This window comes from Oceanobacillus oncorhynchi (assembly GCF_000821065.1).
Classification (GTDB): Bacteria; Bacillota; Bacilli; order Bacillales; family Amphibacillaceae; genus Oceanobacillus; species Oceanobacillus oncorhynchi.
In genome coordinates, this window is sequence record NZ_CDGG01000001.1 from 971,529 (window position 1) to 986,716 (window position 15,188).

Sequence of the window (15,188 nt, forward strand, 5' to 3'; positions counted from 1 at the left end):
CCTGCGATGGATATTTTAAATAAAGTAAAAAACGATAGAGAAGCAGAAAAACAGCTGGTATGGGAAGGCACGTTTGCGGAATACTTAGAGCTGGTGAAAGAAAACCCGACAATCGCACAGACTGCACATTCCCGGGTGTATAATATGATCAAGAGTGCAGGGGTCACGGAGAGAGATAACCATAAAATGTATGAGTTTTTTGGATCAGCTATTTTTGGTCTGGAATCAGCAATTGAAAGCTTAGTAGAAGAGTATTTTCATCCGGCAGCAAGAAGGCTGGACGTCAGAAAACGAATTTTGCTGTTAATGGGACCGGTCAGCGGTGGAAAATCGACTATTGTCAGTTTGCTGAAGCGTGGCTTGGAGCAGTATTCACGTACCGATGAAGGGGCTGTATATGCCATTAAAAACTGTCCAATGCATGAAGATCCTCTTCACTTAATCCCACAGCATTTGCGGGAAGATTTCCATGAAGAATATGGTATACGAGTGGAAGGCAGCCTATCTCCATTGAATACCATGCGTTTAGAAAAGGAATACGGCGGCAGGATTGAAGATGTTAAGGTACAGCGAATCTTTTTCTCAGAGGATAAAAGGGTAGGAATCGGGACATTCAGCCCGTCTGATCCGAAATCACAGGATATTGCCGATTTAACCGGCAGCATTGATTTTTCCACGATTGCTGAGTTTGGATCTGAATCCGATCCGCGTGCTTACCGGTTCGATGGAGAGTTAAATAAAGCCAACCGCGGAATGATGGAGTTTCAGGAGATTCTAAAAAGTGATGAAAAATTCTTGTGGCACTTGCTTTCACTGACGCAGGAAGGAAATTTTAAAGCCGGGAGATTTGCTTTGATATCCGCAGATGAGCTGATTATAGCGCATACGAACGAATCAGAATATAAATCATTTATTTCCAATAAAAAGAATGAGGCACTTCATTCCAGAATGATTGTGATGCCGATTCCATATAATTTAAAGGTCAGTGAAGAAGAACGAATCTATAAGAAAATGATTCAGGAAAGTGATATTGCGGATGTTCATGTAGCTCCCCATGCTTTACGGGCTGCGGCGATATTCTCCATTTTGACCCGATTAAAGGAATCGAAAAAGCAGGGTGTCGATGTCGTAAAGAAGATGCGTCTCTATGACGGGGAAAGTGTGGAAGGATATAATCAGATTGATATAGAGGAACTTTCAAATGAGTATACGGATGAGGGAATGGCTGGGATCGATCCGCGCTATGTCATCAACCGTATTTCCTCCACGATTATCCGTAAAGAAATCCCTTCTATCAACGCACTGGATGTATTACGTTCGCTGAAGGAGGGATTAAACCAGCATCCGTCTATTTCCAAGGATGATCTGGATAAATATTTAAACTATATTTCGATTGCCCGGAAAGAATATGATGAGATTGCGAAAAAAGAAGTACAGAAAGCATTCGTTTATTCGTATGAAGAATCAGCGAAGACCTTAATGGATAACTATCTGGATAATGTTGAGGCATATTGTAACCAGAATAAATTACGTGATCCGCTCACTGGAGAAGAAATGAATCCAGATGAAAAGCTGATGCGTTCGATTGAGGAGCAGATTGGCATCTCGGAAAATGCAAAAAAAGGCTTCCGGGAAGAAATCTTAATCCGTTTATCTGCTTATGCGCGTAAAGGAAAGCGATTTGATTATCAATCGCATGAGCGTTTGCGTGAAGCGATTCAAAAGAAATTATTTGCTGATTTGAAAGACGTTGTGAAAATTACAACCTCATCGAAAACACCGAATGAATCGCAGCTGAAAAAGATTAATGAAGTGATTGCCCGTCTGATTGATGAGCATGGGTATAATTCGGTGTCTGCGAATGAACTGCTGCGTTATGTAGGAAGTTTACTGAATCGATAAAGCAGTGTTTATATTTATTTCATCTTAGAAAAATGAAAAGTGGTATCCAGATGAACATGGATACCACTTTTTAACTTACCTGATAAAAGGAAATAAGCTTTTCTAAAAACCTCAAATTCTTTTAATCCGTCTGCAATAACTTATCCCTTCTTGCATACAATAGATAAAGCATGTTTCTAAAACTGTTTGTACCATAAACTGATGATTGGAAACAATTCAAATATAAGGAGAGGATTCGAGTGTCCAATGAGCAAGAGCATAATTTCGTCGTCTCCCAAGAAAACTGGTCTCTCCATCGAAAGGGTTATCAGGATCAGCAGCGCCATAATGAGAAAATAAAAGATGCCATCAAGAAAAACCTGCCTGACCTGGTCAGTGAAGAAAATATCATTATGTCCAATGGCAAGGATGTAGTGAAAATCCCGATTCGTTCGCTGGATGAATATAAAATCAGATATAACTATGAAAAATCAAAGCATGTAGGGCAAGGAAATGGAGATTCAGAGGTTGGAGATGTCGTCGCACGCGCGCCTGGAGACGGGCAGCAGGCGGGAGCCGGCAATGGCAAGAAAGCCGGGGATAAGCCGGGACAGGATTATTATGAATCGGAAGTATCCATTGCAGAGATAGAAGACGCATTATTCCGAGAATTAGAGCTTCCTAATCTGCAGGAAAAAGAAAAATCAGAGATTATTACGGAAAAAGTCGAATTTAATGATGTGCGTAAAAAAGGGTTAATGGGAAATGTAGATAAGAAACGAACGATATTAACCGCATTAAAGCGGAATGCGCGGGATGGAAAGGCACAAATCACGCCAATTTATAACGATGATCTGCGTTTTAAGACCTGGAATGAAGTCATCCGGCACGATTCCAAAGCGGTTGTCCTGGCGATGATGGATACAAGTGCTTCGATGGGCGCATTTGAGAAGTATATAGCCCGCAGCTTCTTTTTCTGGATGAACCGTTTTTTGAAAACAAAATATGAAAGTGTTGAATTTGAATTTATTGCTCACCATACAGAGGCGAAAGTGGTGACAGAAGAGGCTTTTTTCTCTAAAGGAGAGAGCGGCGGAACGATTTGTTCATCTGCGTATTATAAAGCGTTGGAGGTCATTGAAGAAAAATATCCCCCGTCCCGCTATAATATTTATCCTTTTCATTTTTCAGACGGAGAGAATATTAGCTCGGATAACAAGACATGCATTGAGTTAGTCCATCAGCTGATGGAGAAATCGAATATGTTTGGTTACGGAGAAGTCAATGGCTATAACCGCTATTCTACGTTGATGAATGCTTATAAAACGATTGACCATCCGAAGTTTAAGCACTATGTATTAAAAGAAAAAGCGGATGTCTATCATGCGATGAAAAGCTTTTTTCAAAAGACAGCAGCACGCATATAGAAAAAAAACGAACAGCTCAAAGAAATATACTAATCTTTGAGCTGTTTTATAGGAATGGCAAGATTTTATTCAGAGGACATAGACTAATAGCTGAATAAAGGGAGGAATCTACTTGAGCGAAACAAAGGAGTTAACAAAAGCTATCGAAGAAATTACGGAGGTAGCCAAAGGGTTTGGTCTGGATTTTTATCCGATGCGCTATGAGGTTTGCCCGGCGGATATTATTTATACATTTGGCGCTTATGGGATGCCGACACGTTTTACCCATTGGAGCTTTGGTAAGCAATTTCATAAGATGAAGCTGCAATATGATTTAGGCCTGAGCCAAATTTATGAGCTGGTAATCAATTCGGATCCTTGTTATGCCTTTTTGTTAAATACGAACAGCCTGATTCAAAATAAGCTGATTATTGCCCATGTTCTGGCGCATTGTGATTTCTTTAAGAATAATATCCGCTTTGCAAATACGCGCAAGGATATGGTGGAAAGTATGACAGCAACAGCAGAGCGTATCGCCCATTATGAAATGGTGCATGGAAAAGAAGAGGTGGAGAGCTTTTTAGATGCAATTTTATCGATTCAGGAGCATATTGATCCTTCAATTGTCCGGTTTAAACTGCCACCCAAAGCAGCGGATGATATGATAGAGGAGGACACTCACAAAAAACGCGGTGAGTACGATGATCTGTGGAGTTTAGATCAGCGTGGCAAAAGCTCGCAGACGAAAAAGGTAAAAAGACAAAAGAAAATTCCCCCCTCTCCAGAAAAGGACTTATTATTATTTATTGAAGAATACAGCAGAGAACTGGAAGACTGGCAGCGTGACGTATTAACGATGATGCGCGAGGAAATGCTTTATTTCTGGCCGCAGTTAGAAACGAAGGTAATGAATGAAGGCTGGGCATCCTATTGGCATCAGCGCATAATGCGGGAATTAGATTTAACCTCCTCGGAAACGTTAGAATATGCAAAATTGAATGCCGGCGTGGTGCAGCCGTCCCGGACATCCATTAATCCATATTATTTAGGAATAAAAATCTTTGAGGATATTGAAGAGCGTTATAATAATCCAACGGAAGAAATGATAAGAAATGGATGTGAACCGAATAAAGGAAGAGATAAAATTTTTGAAGTAAGGGAAATGGAGTCTGATATTTCCTTTATCCGCAACTATTTAACGAAGGAATTGGTCGCAAAAGAGGATATGTATCTTTTTGAGAAAAAAGGAAGAGATTATCGGATTACAGAAAAGGATTATGTAGAAGTACGCGATCAGCTTGTTTCTCAGCGTGTAAACGGCGGTTTTCCATATATTACTGTAGAAAATGGCGACTATCTTCGTAATGGAGAGCTCTATCTGCGGCATGGTTTTGAAGGTATTGAGCTGGATATTAAATATTTGGAGCATGTTTTACCATATGTCTATCAATTATGGGGAAGAGCCGTGCATTTAGAAACAATTATTGAAGGAAAAGAAACACTGTATACGTATGATGGGAAAGAGATGCATAAGCAGCGGATTTGAATATGGCAGAAGAGGCTGGTCAGATAGTTGACCAGCCTTTTATTTTCGCACCTACACAGGAAAGAGTCTCTTTCGTTATCCATTTTAGTTTTGTCTCCTATTTCGTAATATAGAAAGTACTTGGAAACACGATTGTTTTTGGATATAATTGTAATAATTTTTTACGTGAAGAGGGAGGAGAGGAAGTGAATAATAATCCGTTTAGTCCATTTCCAGTATTGAAAACGGACCGGCTCATTTTAAGGAATGTAGAAAAAACAGATTTGCAGGATATTTTTGATTATGCTTCTGACCTAAATCTAACAACATATCTGACCTGGAGAGCGCATCAGACGCTTGCGGATACGGAAGGCTTTATAGAGTTCATATTAGCTAGTAACAAACGTCATATGGGAGCAACGTGGGTCATTGTCTGGAAGGAAAACAATCGTGTTATCGGCACCATTGACTTATCTTGGAATCAAAAGCATTATTCTGCCGAGCTCGCCTATGCGCTTTCTAGAAAATATTGGCGAAAGGGAATTGGAACAGAAGCTGTTCAGGAAATCGTTCGTTTTGGTTTTGAAGAAGTGAAGCTGGAACGGATTCATGCAAGATGCCATCCGAAAAATGAAGCTTCCTATAAATTAATGGAAAAAACAGGGATGATCTATGAAGGAACATTGAGAAAGTCGATGCGGAGAAAAGGGAAACAAGAGGATATTAAGATATATTCTATTTTAAAGAGCGAGTTTGAGGGGTAAGTATATCGCCATAATAGAGGAAAAGAACGATTGCTTCGCAGGTTAGAAGCAATCGTTCTTTTCCTTTTCTTTATTCTATTTTTTAGTCCTTTTCTTCCTTCTCCTCTTGTTTCCCTCTTTTATAAAAATAACTGTAAAGAGACTTCAACGTCTCTGCATTCAATTCAATATTATTTTCATAAGCATATTTCACCGAATACCCCATCGCAAGTGTCATCCCGCCTGCAACACTTCCGCCGATGACAGAGCCTGCACCAGGAACAAATTTGGAGACCTGACGAAAGATAGTTTTGCCGATATTACCAGTAATCGTGGCAATTGTCAGCTCCTTTGCTTTCTTTTTGGATAATGGTTTTTCATATAAGGTTGCCAGTCTAATCATTAACCCGACTTGGATTCCTGTCAATGGAATAAAATCTGATCCAGGAAGCGGTGTTGCTCCGACAGCAGTTGCTGAGGCCGAAGCGCCTAAAATCCATTTGTTCGCCGTCTGCGACTTTTCTTTAATAAGTCTTGCGAATTGAATTTCCTTTTCTTTTTTTTTCAGGATTTCTAATATCTCATTCCGTAATTTATCAATATTCTCTCCGGTCCGGGAGGAAATCGGGATAACCGGATAACGTTTTGACGTATGCTCCTTCACATATTGAACGAGAGCCGGGATATCATCTGCTGCATCAATTTTATTTAAAATAAAAACAATCTGCTTATTTTCTTTTCTGATGGTTTCAAATGACTTTCTTTCCCCTTCTGAAAAAACTGTTCCAGCTGCGTTTAGGAAAAATAAAATGACATCTGCTTCGCGGTAAAAGCGAAAGGTTTCTTCCGAATTAGTGTGGTTGATATCATCAAGCCCGGGCGTATCTGCGAAAATAATTTTGTCCCGGTATACATATTTATCAATACCAATCGTTTCTCCAGGACGTGCACCGACTTTGGCGACATCATCACCAATAAGCTGGTTAATGGTAGATGATTTTCCCGTATTGATGTCCCCAATCATGGCGAAAATAATATCTTTATCGAGCTGTTTATTTATTTTTTTCGTTTCCTCATTATAAGCTTTATCGAAATCTTTCTCATTAAATGCTGACATCAGCAACACTCCCTCCTGTTACTATTCCCTTTTAATTATTATCATACACCATTATTTACAGAGGGATATAATTTTAGCTGTCTAAAAGAGAGAAGGAAGAATTTTATACCTTTAATCCTATCAGAAAATTTAAATCCTTTTGAACTTGTTCTTATTTCTTGATATAATGACTAACGTATAGTACGAGGTACTAATTTGAGGAGGAATAAGATGAAAAAATCAGATTTGATTGCACCTGCATTATATAATATTACTTCTGAATTTGAAAAATATGCTGCAGATGAAGGAAGAAAAGCGGTTATTTTAGAAGAAGAAAATGGAGATATAAAAGAAATCACGTATACGAATCTGATAAAGAATGCAAATAAGGCAGGGAATATCCTGTTAAATCACGGTTTAAAACGCGGAGATAAAATAATGATTATGCTGCCGCGCTGTATTGAAGCGTATGAACTATATATTGCAGCCTTAAAAACAGGAATGATTATTATACCAAGCTCTGAGATGCTGCGGACCAAGGATTTGCAATTTCGTATCTCACATGGCGAAATTGATGCAGTTGTTGCGACAGAAGCATGTGTGGAAGAGTTTAAAAGAGTTGTAGAGTATGAGCAGCTTGCTAAATTCAGTGTGGGAAAAGAGATAGAAAACTGGGTATCAATTGATAAAGAAAAAGCAGCAGCTTCTGATCAGTTAGAAACGGTAGAAACATCAAGAGACGATATTGCCATTTTATCTTATACATCCGGAACAACAGGAAATCCAAAGGCAGTTATTCATTCTCATGGCTGGGGATTTGCACATATGTCCTCTGCTCCTCGTTATTGGCTCAGTATTCAAGATGGCGATACAGTTTGGGCAACTGCTGCACCCGGATGGCAGAAATGGGTATGGAGTCCATTTTTATCCATTATGGGGATGGGAGCAACAGCGTTTGTCTATTCAGGAAGATTCGATGCAGCAAAATATTTGGAGCTGCTGGAAAAGCATCAGGTTAATGTGCTTTGCTGTACGCCGACAGAGTACCGTTTAATGGCGAAGCTTTCTAATTTAGATGATTACAATTTGAATGCACTGCATAGCACAGTTTCTGCCGGAGAACCTTTAAACCGTGAAGTGATTGATAAGTTCAGACATCATTTTGATGTGACAGTCAGAGATGGTTACGGGCAGACAGAAAGTACCTTGCTGCTCGGATTCTTAAAAGGGATGGAAGTACGCCCGGGTTCAATGGGGAAACCAACTCCGGGAAATGATGTCGTTATTATTGATGAAGACGGGAAGCTGGTGAAAACTGGTGAGGTTGGAGATATTGCCATTCCGCTTGATACAGCTGCTTTGTTTAAAGGGTATTATAAAGACGAGGAAAAAACGAAAAGAACACAGCGCGGAGATTATTATGTTACCGGAGACCAGGCAAGCATGGATGAGGACGGTTATTTCTGGTTTGAAGGAAGAAGCGATGATATTATTATCAGCTCCGGCTATACGATTGGACCTTTTGAAGTGGAGGATACGCTCGTAAAACATCCGGATGTGAAAGAATGTGCTGTCGTTGCCAGCCCAGACCCGGTAAGAGGCAATGTTGTAAAGGCATTTGTTATTTTACAAGATAATATTATTGGAAATAGCGAAGTAGTTGCAGCCCTGCAGAGCTATGTAAAGCATGAAATCGCACCATATAAGTATCCGCGAAAAATTGAATTTGTTTCTGAATTGCCGAAAACATCCTCTGGTAAAATTCGGCGTGTGGAGTTAAGACAGAAAGAATATAATAATTCTTTTAAGTGAGGGAGACAGCATGAAGGTAATTGATACGCATTGTGACGCACTGCTTAAATTACAGACAGCACGCTTGGAGCAAAGAAAGCTTGATTTTCGAGATGCGCCGGAGATAGAAACGAATCTGAAGCTGTTAGAAGCGGGAAATGTTGCGGTCCAGTTCTTTGCGATTTTTGTTGATCCGGAAAATGTGGCGACAACAGATCAGTGGAAGTATGCGCAAGAGCAGGCAGCCATTTTTCATGAAGAAATTGTGGGAAAGAATGAGAAGGTACGGTTTATTCAAAACTGGAAGGATATTCATTCGCTTGCTTCCGATGAGATTGGTGCCGTATTGACGTTAGAAGGAGCCGAAGCAATTGGCAATGATCTTGAAAAACTAAAGACGCTTTACCAAATGGGAGTTAAATCTGTTGGATTGACATGGAATCCGGCAAATCTATGTGCTGATGGCGCTGAAGAACCCCGGGGAGCCGGACTTACCAGATTAGGCAAGGAAGTAGTCCAGTTAAATAATGCGAATAATGTTTTGACAGATGTATCTCATCTTTCTGTTCGAGCATTTTGGGATGTGATGGAGCTGGCTGATTATCCAATTGCTTCGCATTCAAACGCCCGGGCAATTTGTGAGCATCCAAGAAACCTATACGATGACCAGTTGAAAGCATTGATTGAAAAAAAAGCGCCTATTCATTTTGCGCTCTATCCGGTCTTCTTGAAAAAAAGGGCAGAAACAGCAACGGTTGCTGACCTTTTGGAGCATATTGATCATGTCTGTACTCTTGGCGGAGAGAAGAATATTGGTTTTGGATCAGACTTTGACGGCATCAGCTGTTATATTGATCATATTCCGGACGCCTCGGGCTATACGTATTTGCTGAATGAACTGCAAAAACATTATTCAGAGGAGCAGGTCAGAGGTTTTGCTTATCAAAATATAATGAATATGCTGCCGGCATAGAAAAAACCATATAGATAGCAAAAGAGCCAGAATATCCGGATATTCTGGCTCTTTCCATTCCTGTTTTAAAATTTTTGTCCATCGTATTTATCGAGTGAGAAGCCTCTCCCGAGAATTTCGGATGCACTGATAAAAATAGTGAAAGCGTCAGGTGTTTCTTCCTGTAATAATTTCTTCAGCTTAACTGCTTCCGCCTGCTGTGCCACCACCAGTATCATGGTTTTATCCAATTTCGTATAACCGCCGACAGAACGGATTTTCGTAAGACCCCGGTCAATACCGTTCTGAATAAGCTGCTGTACTTTTTCTTCCTCATCCGTGATAATCATTACCAGCTTCGTTGCGGATGTTCGTAATTGGACAATATCTATTGCTTTACCGCTGATATAAATTGCCATTAATGCAAACAGTGTCAGTTCGAAGCTGAATACAAAAATCGAAGTAATCACAACGAGTCCATCTACGATAAATTGCGAGTAGCCGCTGGAAATACCAGTGAATTTCTTCACAATTTGGGCAATAGCTGCTGTACCCCCGGTAGAACCATTTCCTTTATATACAATCCCTAATCCCGCACCAAGAATAAGTCCGCCGTAAAGTGCGCTCAGAAATGGATTGGTCACTGTAATCGGAATATCTCCTGATAAAAAAATGACAAATGGAACCCAAAACGTTCCAATCAATGTTTTTAGGCTGAAATCCTTCCCTAAAGTAATCCATCCAATAATAAAAATAGGGATATTAATGATAAATTGGCTGAGTGCTGGATAAATCGTATATAATTCAAATAATATCGTGCTGATTCCGGACAGACCTCCAGCAGCTAATCGTGCTGGCAGGAAGAAAATATTATAGGATAGTCCGACAATGGTTGCTCCAATAATAATATAGGCATATTGCTTCCATGCATGCGATTGTTTTGCGTTAACCATGTGCTATGTTCCTTTCCCGACAATGATAATTAGACCTATATAAATGTATCACTGTTGAGAATAAGAGTAAACAGCATAGCTTTAAAGTGGTAAAGCAACAGAATCCGCTTCTGTCAGAGGCTTTGCAATTCGCTGGACAAACTTTTCCAACAAGCCGGGAAGGAGGGAGCCAATCAATGGTGCGCTTATTTTTCCTGTTAAACCTTTTAATTCAAGCTCTAATAGACAGGTCAGTGTGGAGGAACGGGAAGAAAGCTGGGAAAGCTCAAAACAGCCGCTTCCTAAACAACGGTCTTCTGAATCACGAACCCGAAATTGAACGGTAGACGGAGATGTTATTTCTATGATTTTGACATAGAGCTTTACATCCTTAGTAATGGAGCCTGCTTTTCCGTGAAGCTCCCAAATCGAGTCTGTCGGGGATATGTTCTTATGTGTTTGATAACCGGGCACCTGCTTCGCCCAATTAGACCAATCTTCTAAATAACGCCATACGTCTGATTGAGGCAGGTTCATATCCATACTGTAATCTGCTTTTAACATCAAGTAGTTCCTCCTTAAAAATGCTTTCAGCTTTTTTTAATCACCTTGATATACATATGTACAATTTCCAGCACTTATGCTAAAACTTCTTGTATAGTTTATAACGTTCTGCACAAGATAGGAGCAAGCAAGTATGATACTTGCTTTTGAATAAAAGAGGAGGGTCTCTGGTGGCTGACAAACGAAGAAATGCGTTGTTAGTACCGCAAGCAGAACGTGCAGTGAATCAGATGAAAGAGGAAATCGCTGATGAAATGCATGTGAATTTAGGAGCTGACACGACTGCTCGTGAAAACGGTGCGGTCGGCGGTGAGATGGTTAAACGAATGATTCAAATGGCTGAGGGCAGCATTGCGAATCGGAAAAAATAACCTGACTTTCAGCTTGAAAAATTACCCGCTCTAATGTTCTGAATAGAAAAACCTGTGGTGAGAAACTCCTTCTCACCACAGGTTTTTCTTGTAGAATAGGAAAGTATATAAAAAAATGCTGAATATATTCGCTCCAATGGGTTTCATTGAGGGAGTAATCTTCAACGTTGTCAGGTTAATGCGACCGTTGTGGAAAAACACTACGCTTTCCATGGGCCCCGAGCTCATCTCCTTTAAAGAAGACTTGCTGATTGGCAAGCCGTCAGGCGCAGACAGAAGCAAAGTCGCACTTATGCCCTGCGGGTGAAAAGAAGACTTGCTGATTGGCAAGCCGTCAGGCGCAGACAGAAGCAAAGTCGCACTTATGCCCTGCGGGTAGAAAAAAGAAGTTCGCTTTTTTTCTGCGGGGTCTTCACACTGGGACTGGGACTGGGACTGCGATTACTCGCCCCATCGAAGAGCTTTTGCGATTACTCGTCCCATCGAAACCCGTCGTAGCGGACCTCTCTTTGGCAAGAACACCGATGTTTTAAAGGTTCATTGACGTTCTTGATTTCCCATAAAGAAAAAAGTAAAACAAGCTCGGATTATTATCGGGAATGTCGAAGCTTGTGATAAAATAGAAAGCAGGGAGGGAATTATTATGAAGCGTATACAATTGGGAAACAGCGAATTATCTGTTCCAGTCATTTCTTTGGGATGTATGGTGATGCAGCAAAGTACGAAAGAGCAAGCGAATAAAGTGATTCATAATGCATTGGATCATGGAATCGATTTTTTTGACCATGCAGATATCTACGGAAAAGGAAAGTCTGAGTCGGTATTTGCGGATGCGATTAATATGAGCCCCGCTATTCGCGAAAAAATGATAATTCAGTCGAAAGCAGGCATCCGTAACGGATTTTATGATTCTTCCAAGGAATATTTGATTTCATCTGTTGAAGAAAGCTTAAAGCGTTTGAAGACAGATTACTTAGATGTATTTCTGATTCACCGTCCGGACGCGCTGATGGAGCCGGAAGAAGTGGCAGAAGCATTTTCAGAGTTAGAAAAAAGCGGGAAAGTCCGGCATTTTGGGGTAAGTAACTTCCGGCCGCGTCAAATCGAGTTATTAAAAAAATATGTGGAGCAGGATCTCGTGGCTAATCAGTTACAGTTAAGTGTTACAAATTCCGGTATGATTGATCAGGGATTATATGCAAATACGGCCTTTGATCAGGCAAAGGATTTAGATGGCGGAGTGATTGATTATAGCCAGATAAATAATATGACAATTCAGGCCTGGTCCCCGCTCCGTTACGGTTTCTTCGGCGGGTTTATTATGGATCGGGATGCTTATCCGGAATTAAATAAAGAACTGGACAGGCTTGGAGAAAAATATGGTGTGGCCCGTGAGACGATAGCAATAGCATGGATATTGCGTCACCCTGCGAATATACAAACAATTATTGGAACAATGACTCCAAAACGTTTGTCGGAAATGGTAAAAGCAGCGGATATTACGCTTACGAGAGAAGAATGGTATCAATTATGGCAATCTGCAGGTAATAAATTACTGTAAAGAAAGCTCTAAAAATGTATACAGCATCAGATAATTATTGATTATCACGGAGAATCGTCCGTACAACTCCCGCCTCAAAATAAAGAACGAAAATAAATTTATTTAGGCGGGAGATAACGGACGCTAACTCCCTGAATCACTTAGGCTAATTCAGCGGGAGAAAAGCAATAACGCCCACTGAATGAAGTTTCGTTTTATATTATGAAACTAAAAAAACCAGGCTGGATTTTTCCAGTCTGGTTTTTCAATATTAATGCTTTACAGGACTTTCGGTTTCAATATTTTGCATCCAGTTAAATGGATCTTCCATATGGCCATATTGAATACCTGTAATCGTATCGTAGACTTTTTTCGAGATATCTCCTGTTTTTCCATCGTTGATAATCAGTTGTTTATCTCCCCATTTTAATTCGCCGATCGGAGAGATAACTGCAGCTGTACCAGAACCGAATGCTTCTTCTAATTCTCCTCTTTGGTAAGCTTCATACAATTCTTCGATAGAAATGCGTTTTTCAACCACCGGGATATCCCAGTGCTGTAACAGCTCGATGACGCTGGAACGTGTAATTCCGGAAAGGATGCTGCCGTTCAGTTTAGGTGTGATTACTTCACCGTTGATTTTGAAGAAAACATTCATGCTTCCAACTTCTTCAATATATTTCTTTTCTACACCGTCCAGCCAGAGAACCTGCGTATAACCAGTTTGAGCAACCAGCTCCTGTGCTTTTAAGCTTGCAGCATAGTTTCCTCCTGTTTTCGCTTCGCCGGTACCGCCTTTTACGGTACGTACATATTCATCTTCTACTGCAATTTTTACCGGGTTGATGCCTTCTTTATAATAAGCGCCTACCGGTGATAAAATGACAATAAATTTATAGCGTGTAGATGCAGACACGCCGATGTAAGTTTCTGTTGAAATAATAAACGGGCGAATATATAGCGATGTACCTTCTGTATGAGGGACCCAATCACGATCAATTGAAACCAGTTGTTTAATGGCTTTTAAAGCAAATTCTTCGTCAATCGGAGGGATACATAAACGATCATTTGATCTGTTTAAACGTTCCATGTTTTTCTCTGGACGAAATAATTCAATGCTTCCGTTATCCGTACGATAGGCTTTTAAACCTTCAAAAACAGACTGTGCATAGTGGAATACCATTGCAGAAGGTTCAATTTGTAGTGGTTGATATGGTACAATGCTCGCATTATGCCACCCTAACGGTTCTGAATAATCCATCACAAACATATGGTCCGTGAAAATCTTCCCAAAACTTAATTGATCATCCTGTGGCTTTTCTTTTTTTGTCTCACAACGCTGCACGCGAATAGTTTGTTCTTCCATATCAAAAGTCTCCTTGCCATTGATTAAATTTCTATATATCATAAGACATATCAAAGATTTTAGCAAGACTAAATTTTAAATTAATTTATTAAATTATGATTACGGGTACGATTAAAATGGAAAAGTGAGGAAATGAATAATGAAAAAAATGGTATTATTTGATTTGGACGATACAATCTTATGGGACAAAAAAAGTGTACAGGATGCTTTTGATTTAACATGTCGGCTGGCGGAAAAGGAAGCAGGTACTAATCCGGTTGAATTGGAAAAAAATGTTCGTACGAGGGCAAGAGAATTATATGCTTCTTACCCGACCTATGCCTATACACAAAAAATTGGCATCAATCCATTTGAAGGTCTGTGGGCAACGTTTGAAGACCCGGGGGAGGAGTTCCGCAAGCTGCGGGAAATCGCTCCTGTATACCAGGAGAAAGCCTGGCTGGAGGGGTTAAAAGATACTGGGGCGGATCTGCCGGAACTTGCTAAAAAATTGGCAGAGGCTTTTAGATCATATCGGATAGAGAGCCCGCGTTTATTTGAGGATGCTTTGTCTGTTCTTACAGAGCTGGGAAAGGATTATCGCCTTGCTTTGGTTACAAATGGTTCGCCAAGTCTCCAAAACCTTAAATTAGAGATTTCACCTGAATTACCTCCTTATTTCGAGAAAATTTTTATCTCTGGAGATATCGGAACAGGAAAACCAGATCCGGAGATATTTCATCATGTTTTACAGCATCTCGCTATTGATCCGGAAGAGGCAGTCATGGTCGGTGATAATTTGAATACAGATATTATTGGAGCTAATCGGACAGGTATTGATTCTGTCTGGTTGAATCGATTTGATACAGAAAATAGGACGGACATCGAACCAGCCTATGAAATCAAATCACTTACGGAGTTAAAAAATATCCTGCAACCTTAATTGGGGGGGTGTCTGGACCCTTAATTTATAAAGGAATTTTATCCATGAAAAAACCGTTTGAACACAGTTGCACGCCGTGGTTCAAACGGTTTTTTTAAT

The 15,188-nt window shown here is 40.2% G+C and carries 13 protein-coding genes; 9 read left to right on the forward strand and 4 right to left on the reverse strand.

Features of this window, described 5'->3' with window-relative positions:
• Positions 1-6: 6 nt before the first annotated feature.
• The 4 genes from BN997_RS04345 (at position 7) to BN997_RS04360 (ending at position 5,576) form a co-directional block, all read left to right on the forward strand.
• On the forward strand, positions 7-1,902 hold the full coding sequence (locus tag BN997_RS04345) for a PrkA family serine protein kinase (RefSeq protein ID WP_042529987.1): 1,896 nt from the start codon (positions 7-9) through the stop codon (positions 1,900-1,902).
• 239 nt (positions 1,903-2,141) lie between these two features.
• Entirely contained in the window at positions 2,142-3,308 is a 1,167-nt protein-coding gene (gene yhbH, locus BN997_RS04350; RefSeq protein WP_139089015.1) for a sporulation protein YhbH, read from the forward strand.
• 112 nt (positions 3,309-3,420) lie between these two features.
• Positions 3,421-4,833, forward strand: coding sequence for a SpoVR family protein (locus tag BN997_RS04355; RefSeq protein WP_425311612.1), 1,413 nt, complete (start codon positions 3,421-3,423; stop codon positions 4,831-4,833).
• A gap of 185 nt (positions 4,834-5,018) precedes the next feature.
• A complete protein-coding gene (locus BN997_RS04360; protein ID WP_042529993.1) occupies positions 5,019-5,576 on the forward strand; it encodes a GNAT family N-acetyltransferase in 558 nt (185 codons plus the stop codon).
• Between the two features lie 82 nt (positions 5,577-5,658).
• Here BN997_RS04360 and BN997_RS04365 read toward each other — a convergent pair whose 3' ends face one another.
• Positions 5,659-6,672, reverse strand: a complete 1,014-nt coding sequence (locus BN997_RS04365; RefSeq protein WP_042529995.1) for a YcjF family protein — start codon at positions 6,670-6,672, stop codon at positions 5,659-5,661.
• A 210-nt stretch (positions 6,673-6,882) separates the two neighbouring features.
• Between BN997_RS04365 and mbcS the strand changes: the two genes are divergently transcribed.
• Entirely contained in the window at positions 6,883-8,463 is a 1,581-nt protein-coding gene (gene mbcS, locus BN997_RS04370) for an acyl-CoA synthetase MbcS (RefSeq protein ID WP_042529997.1), read from the forward strand.
• Between the two features lie 10 nt (positions 8,464-8,473).
• On the forward strand, positions 8,474-9,415 hold the full coding sequence (locus BN997_RS04375) for a dipeptidase (RefSeq protein WP_042529999.1): 942 nt from the start codon (positions 8,474-8,476) through the stop codon (positions 9,413-9,415).
• A 65-nt stretch (positions 9,416-9,480) separates the two neighbouring features.
• On the opposite strand, the gene BN997_RS04380 is transcribed toward BN997_RS04375, so the two are convergent.
• A complete protein-coding gene (locus BN997_RS04380; protein ID WP_042530001.1) occupies positions 9,481-10,347 on the reverse strand; it encodes a YitT family protein in 867 nt (288 codons plus the stop codon).
• 81 nt (positions 10,348-10,428) lie between these two features.
• Positions 10,429-10,890 carry an SRPBCC family protein gene (locus BN997_RS04385; protein ID WP_042530003.1) on the reverse strand — a complete coding sequence of 154 codons (462 nt, stop codon included), beginning with the start codon at positions 10,888-10,890 and terminating at the stop codon, positions 10,429-10,431.
• A gap of 170 nt (positions 10,891-11,060) precedes the next feature.
• Here BN997_RS04385 and BN997_RS04390 point away from each other — a divergent pair, with 170 nt between their 5' ends.
• Both BN997_RS04390 and BN997_RS04405 read left to right on the forward strand, forming a co-directional pair.
• Complete coding sequence (locus BN997_RS04390) at positions 11,061-11,261, forward strand: alpha/beta-type small acid-soluble spore protein (protein ID WP_042530005.1); 201 nt, start codon at positions 11,061-11,063, stop codon at positions 11,259-11,261.
• A gap of 643 nt (positions 11,262-11,904) precedes the next feature.
• The gene (locus tag BN997_RS04405; RefSeq protein WP_042530011.1) at positions 11,905-12,822 is read left to right on the forward strand and encodes an aldo/keto reductase; all 918 of its coding nucleotides are present in this window, start codon (positions 11,905-11,907) and stop codon (positions 12,820-12,822) included.
• 250 nt (positions 12,823-13,072) lie between these two features.
• Here BN997_RS04405 and BN997_RS04410 read toward each other — a convergent pair whose 3' ends face one another.
• A complete protein-coding gene (locus BN997_RS04410) occupies positions 13,073-14,167 on the reverse strand; it encodes a branched-chain amino acid aminotransferase (RefSeq protein WP_042530013.1) in 1,095 nt (364 codons plus the stop codon).
• A 139-nt stretch (positions 14,168-14,306) separates the two neighbouring features.
• Between BN997_RS04410 and BN997_RS04415 the strand changes: the two genes are divergently transcribed.
• Positions 14,307-15,089 carry an HAD family hydrolase gene (locus BN997_RS04415; RefSeq protein ID WP_042530015.1) on the forward strand — a complete coding sequence of 261 codons (783 nt, stop codon included), beginning with the start codon at positions 14,307-14,309 and terminating at the stop codon, positions 15,087-15,089.
• Positions 15,090-15,188: the final 99 nt, after the last annotated feature.

Excerpts from the sequence above, each read along its gene's own strand:
- BN997_RS04345 (WP_042529987.1), top strand. The coding sequence starts at position 7 with ATGGATATTTTAAATAAAGTAAAAAACGATAGAGAAGCAGAAAAACAG.
- BN997_RS04375 (WP_042529999.1), top strand. The coding sequence starts at position 8,474 with ATGAAGGTAATTGATACGCATTGTGACGCACTGCTTAAATTACAGACA.
- BN997_RS04380 (WP_042530001.1), bottom strand. The coding sequence starts at position 10,347 with ATGGTTAACGCAAAACAATCGCATGCATGGAAGCAATATGCCTATATT.
- BN997_RS04405 (WP_042530011.1), top strand. The coding sequence starts at position 11,905 with ATGAAGCGTATACAATTGGGAAACAGCGAATTATCTGTTCCAGTCATT.
- BN997_RS04415 (WP_042530015.1), top strand. The coding sequence starts at position 14,307 with ATGAAAAAAATGGTATTATTTGATTTGGACGATACAATCTTATGGGAC.
- BN997_RS04385 (WP_042530003.1), bottom strand. The coding sequence starts at position 10,890 with ATGTTAAAAGCAGATTACAGTATGGATATGAACCTGCCTCAATCAGAC.
- BN997_RS04410 (WP_042530013.1), bottom strand. The coding sequence starts at position 14,167 with ATGGAAGAACAAACTATTCGCGTGCAGCGTTGTGAGACAAAAAAAGAA.
- BN997_RS04365 (WP_042529995.1), bottom strand. The coding sequence starts at position 6,672 with ATGTCAGCATTTAATGAGAAAGATTTCGATAAAGCTTATAATGAGGAA.
- mbcS (WP_042529997.1), top strand. The coding sequence starts at position 6,883 with ATGAAAAAATCAGATTTGATTGCACCTGCATTATATAATATTACTTCT.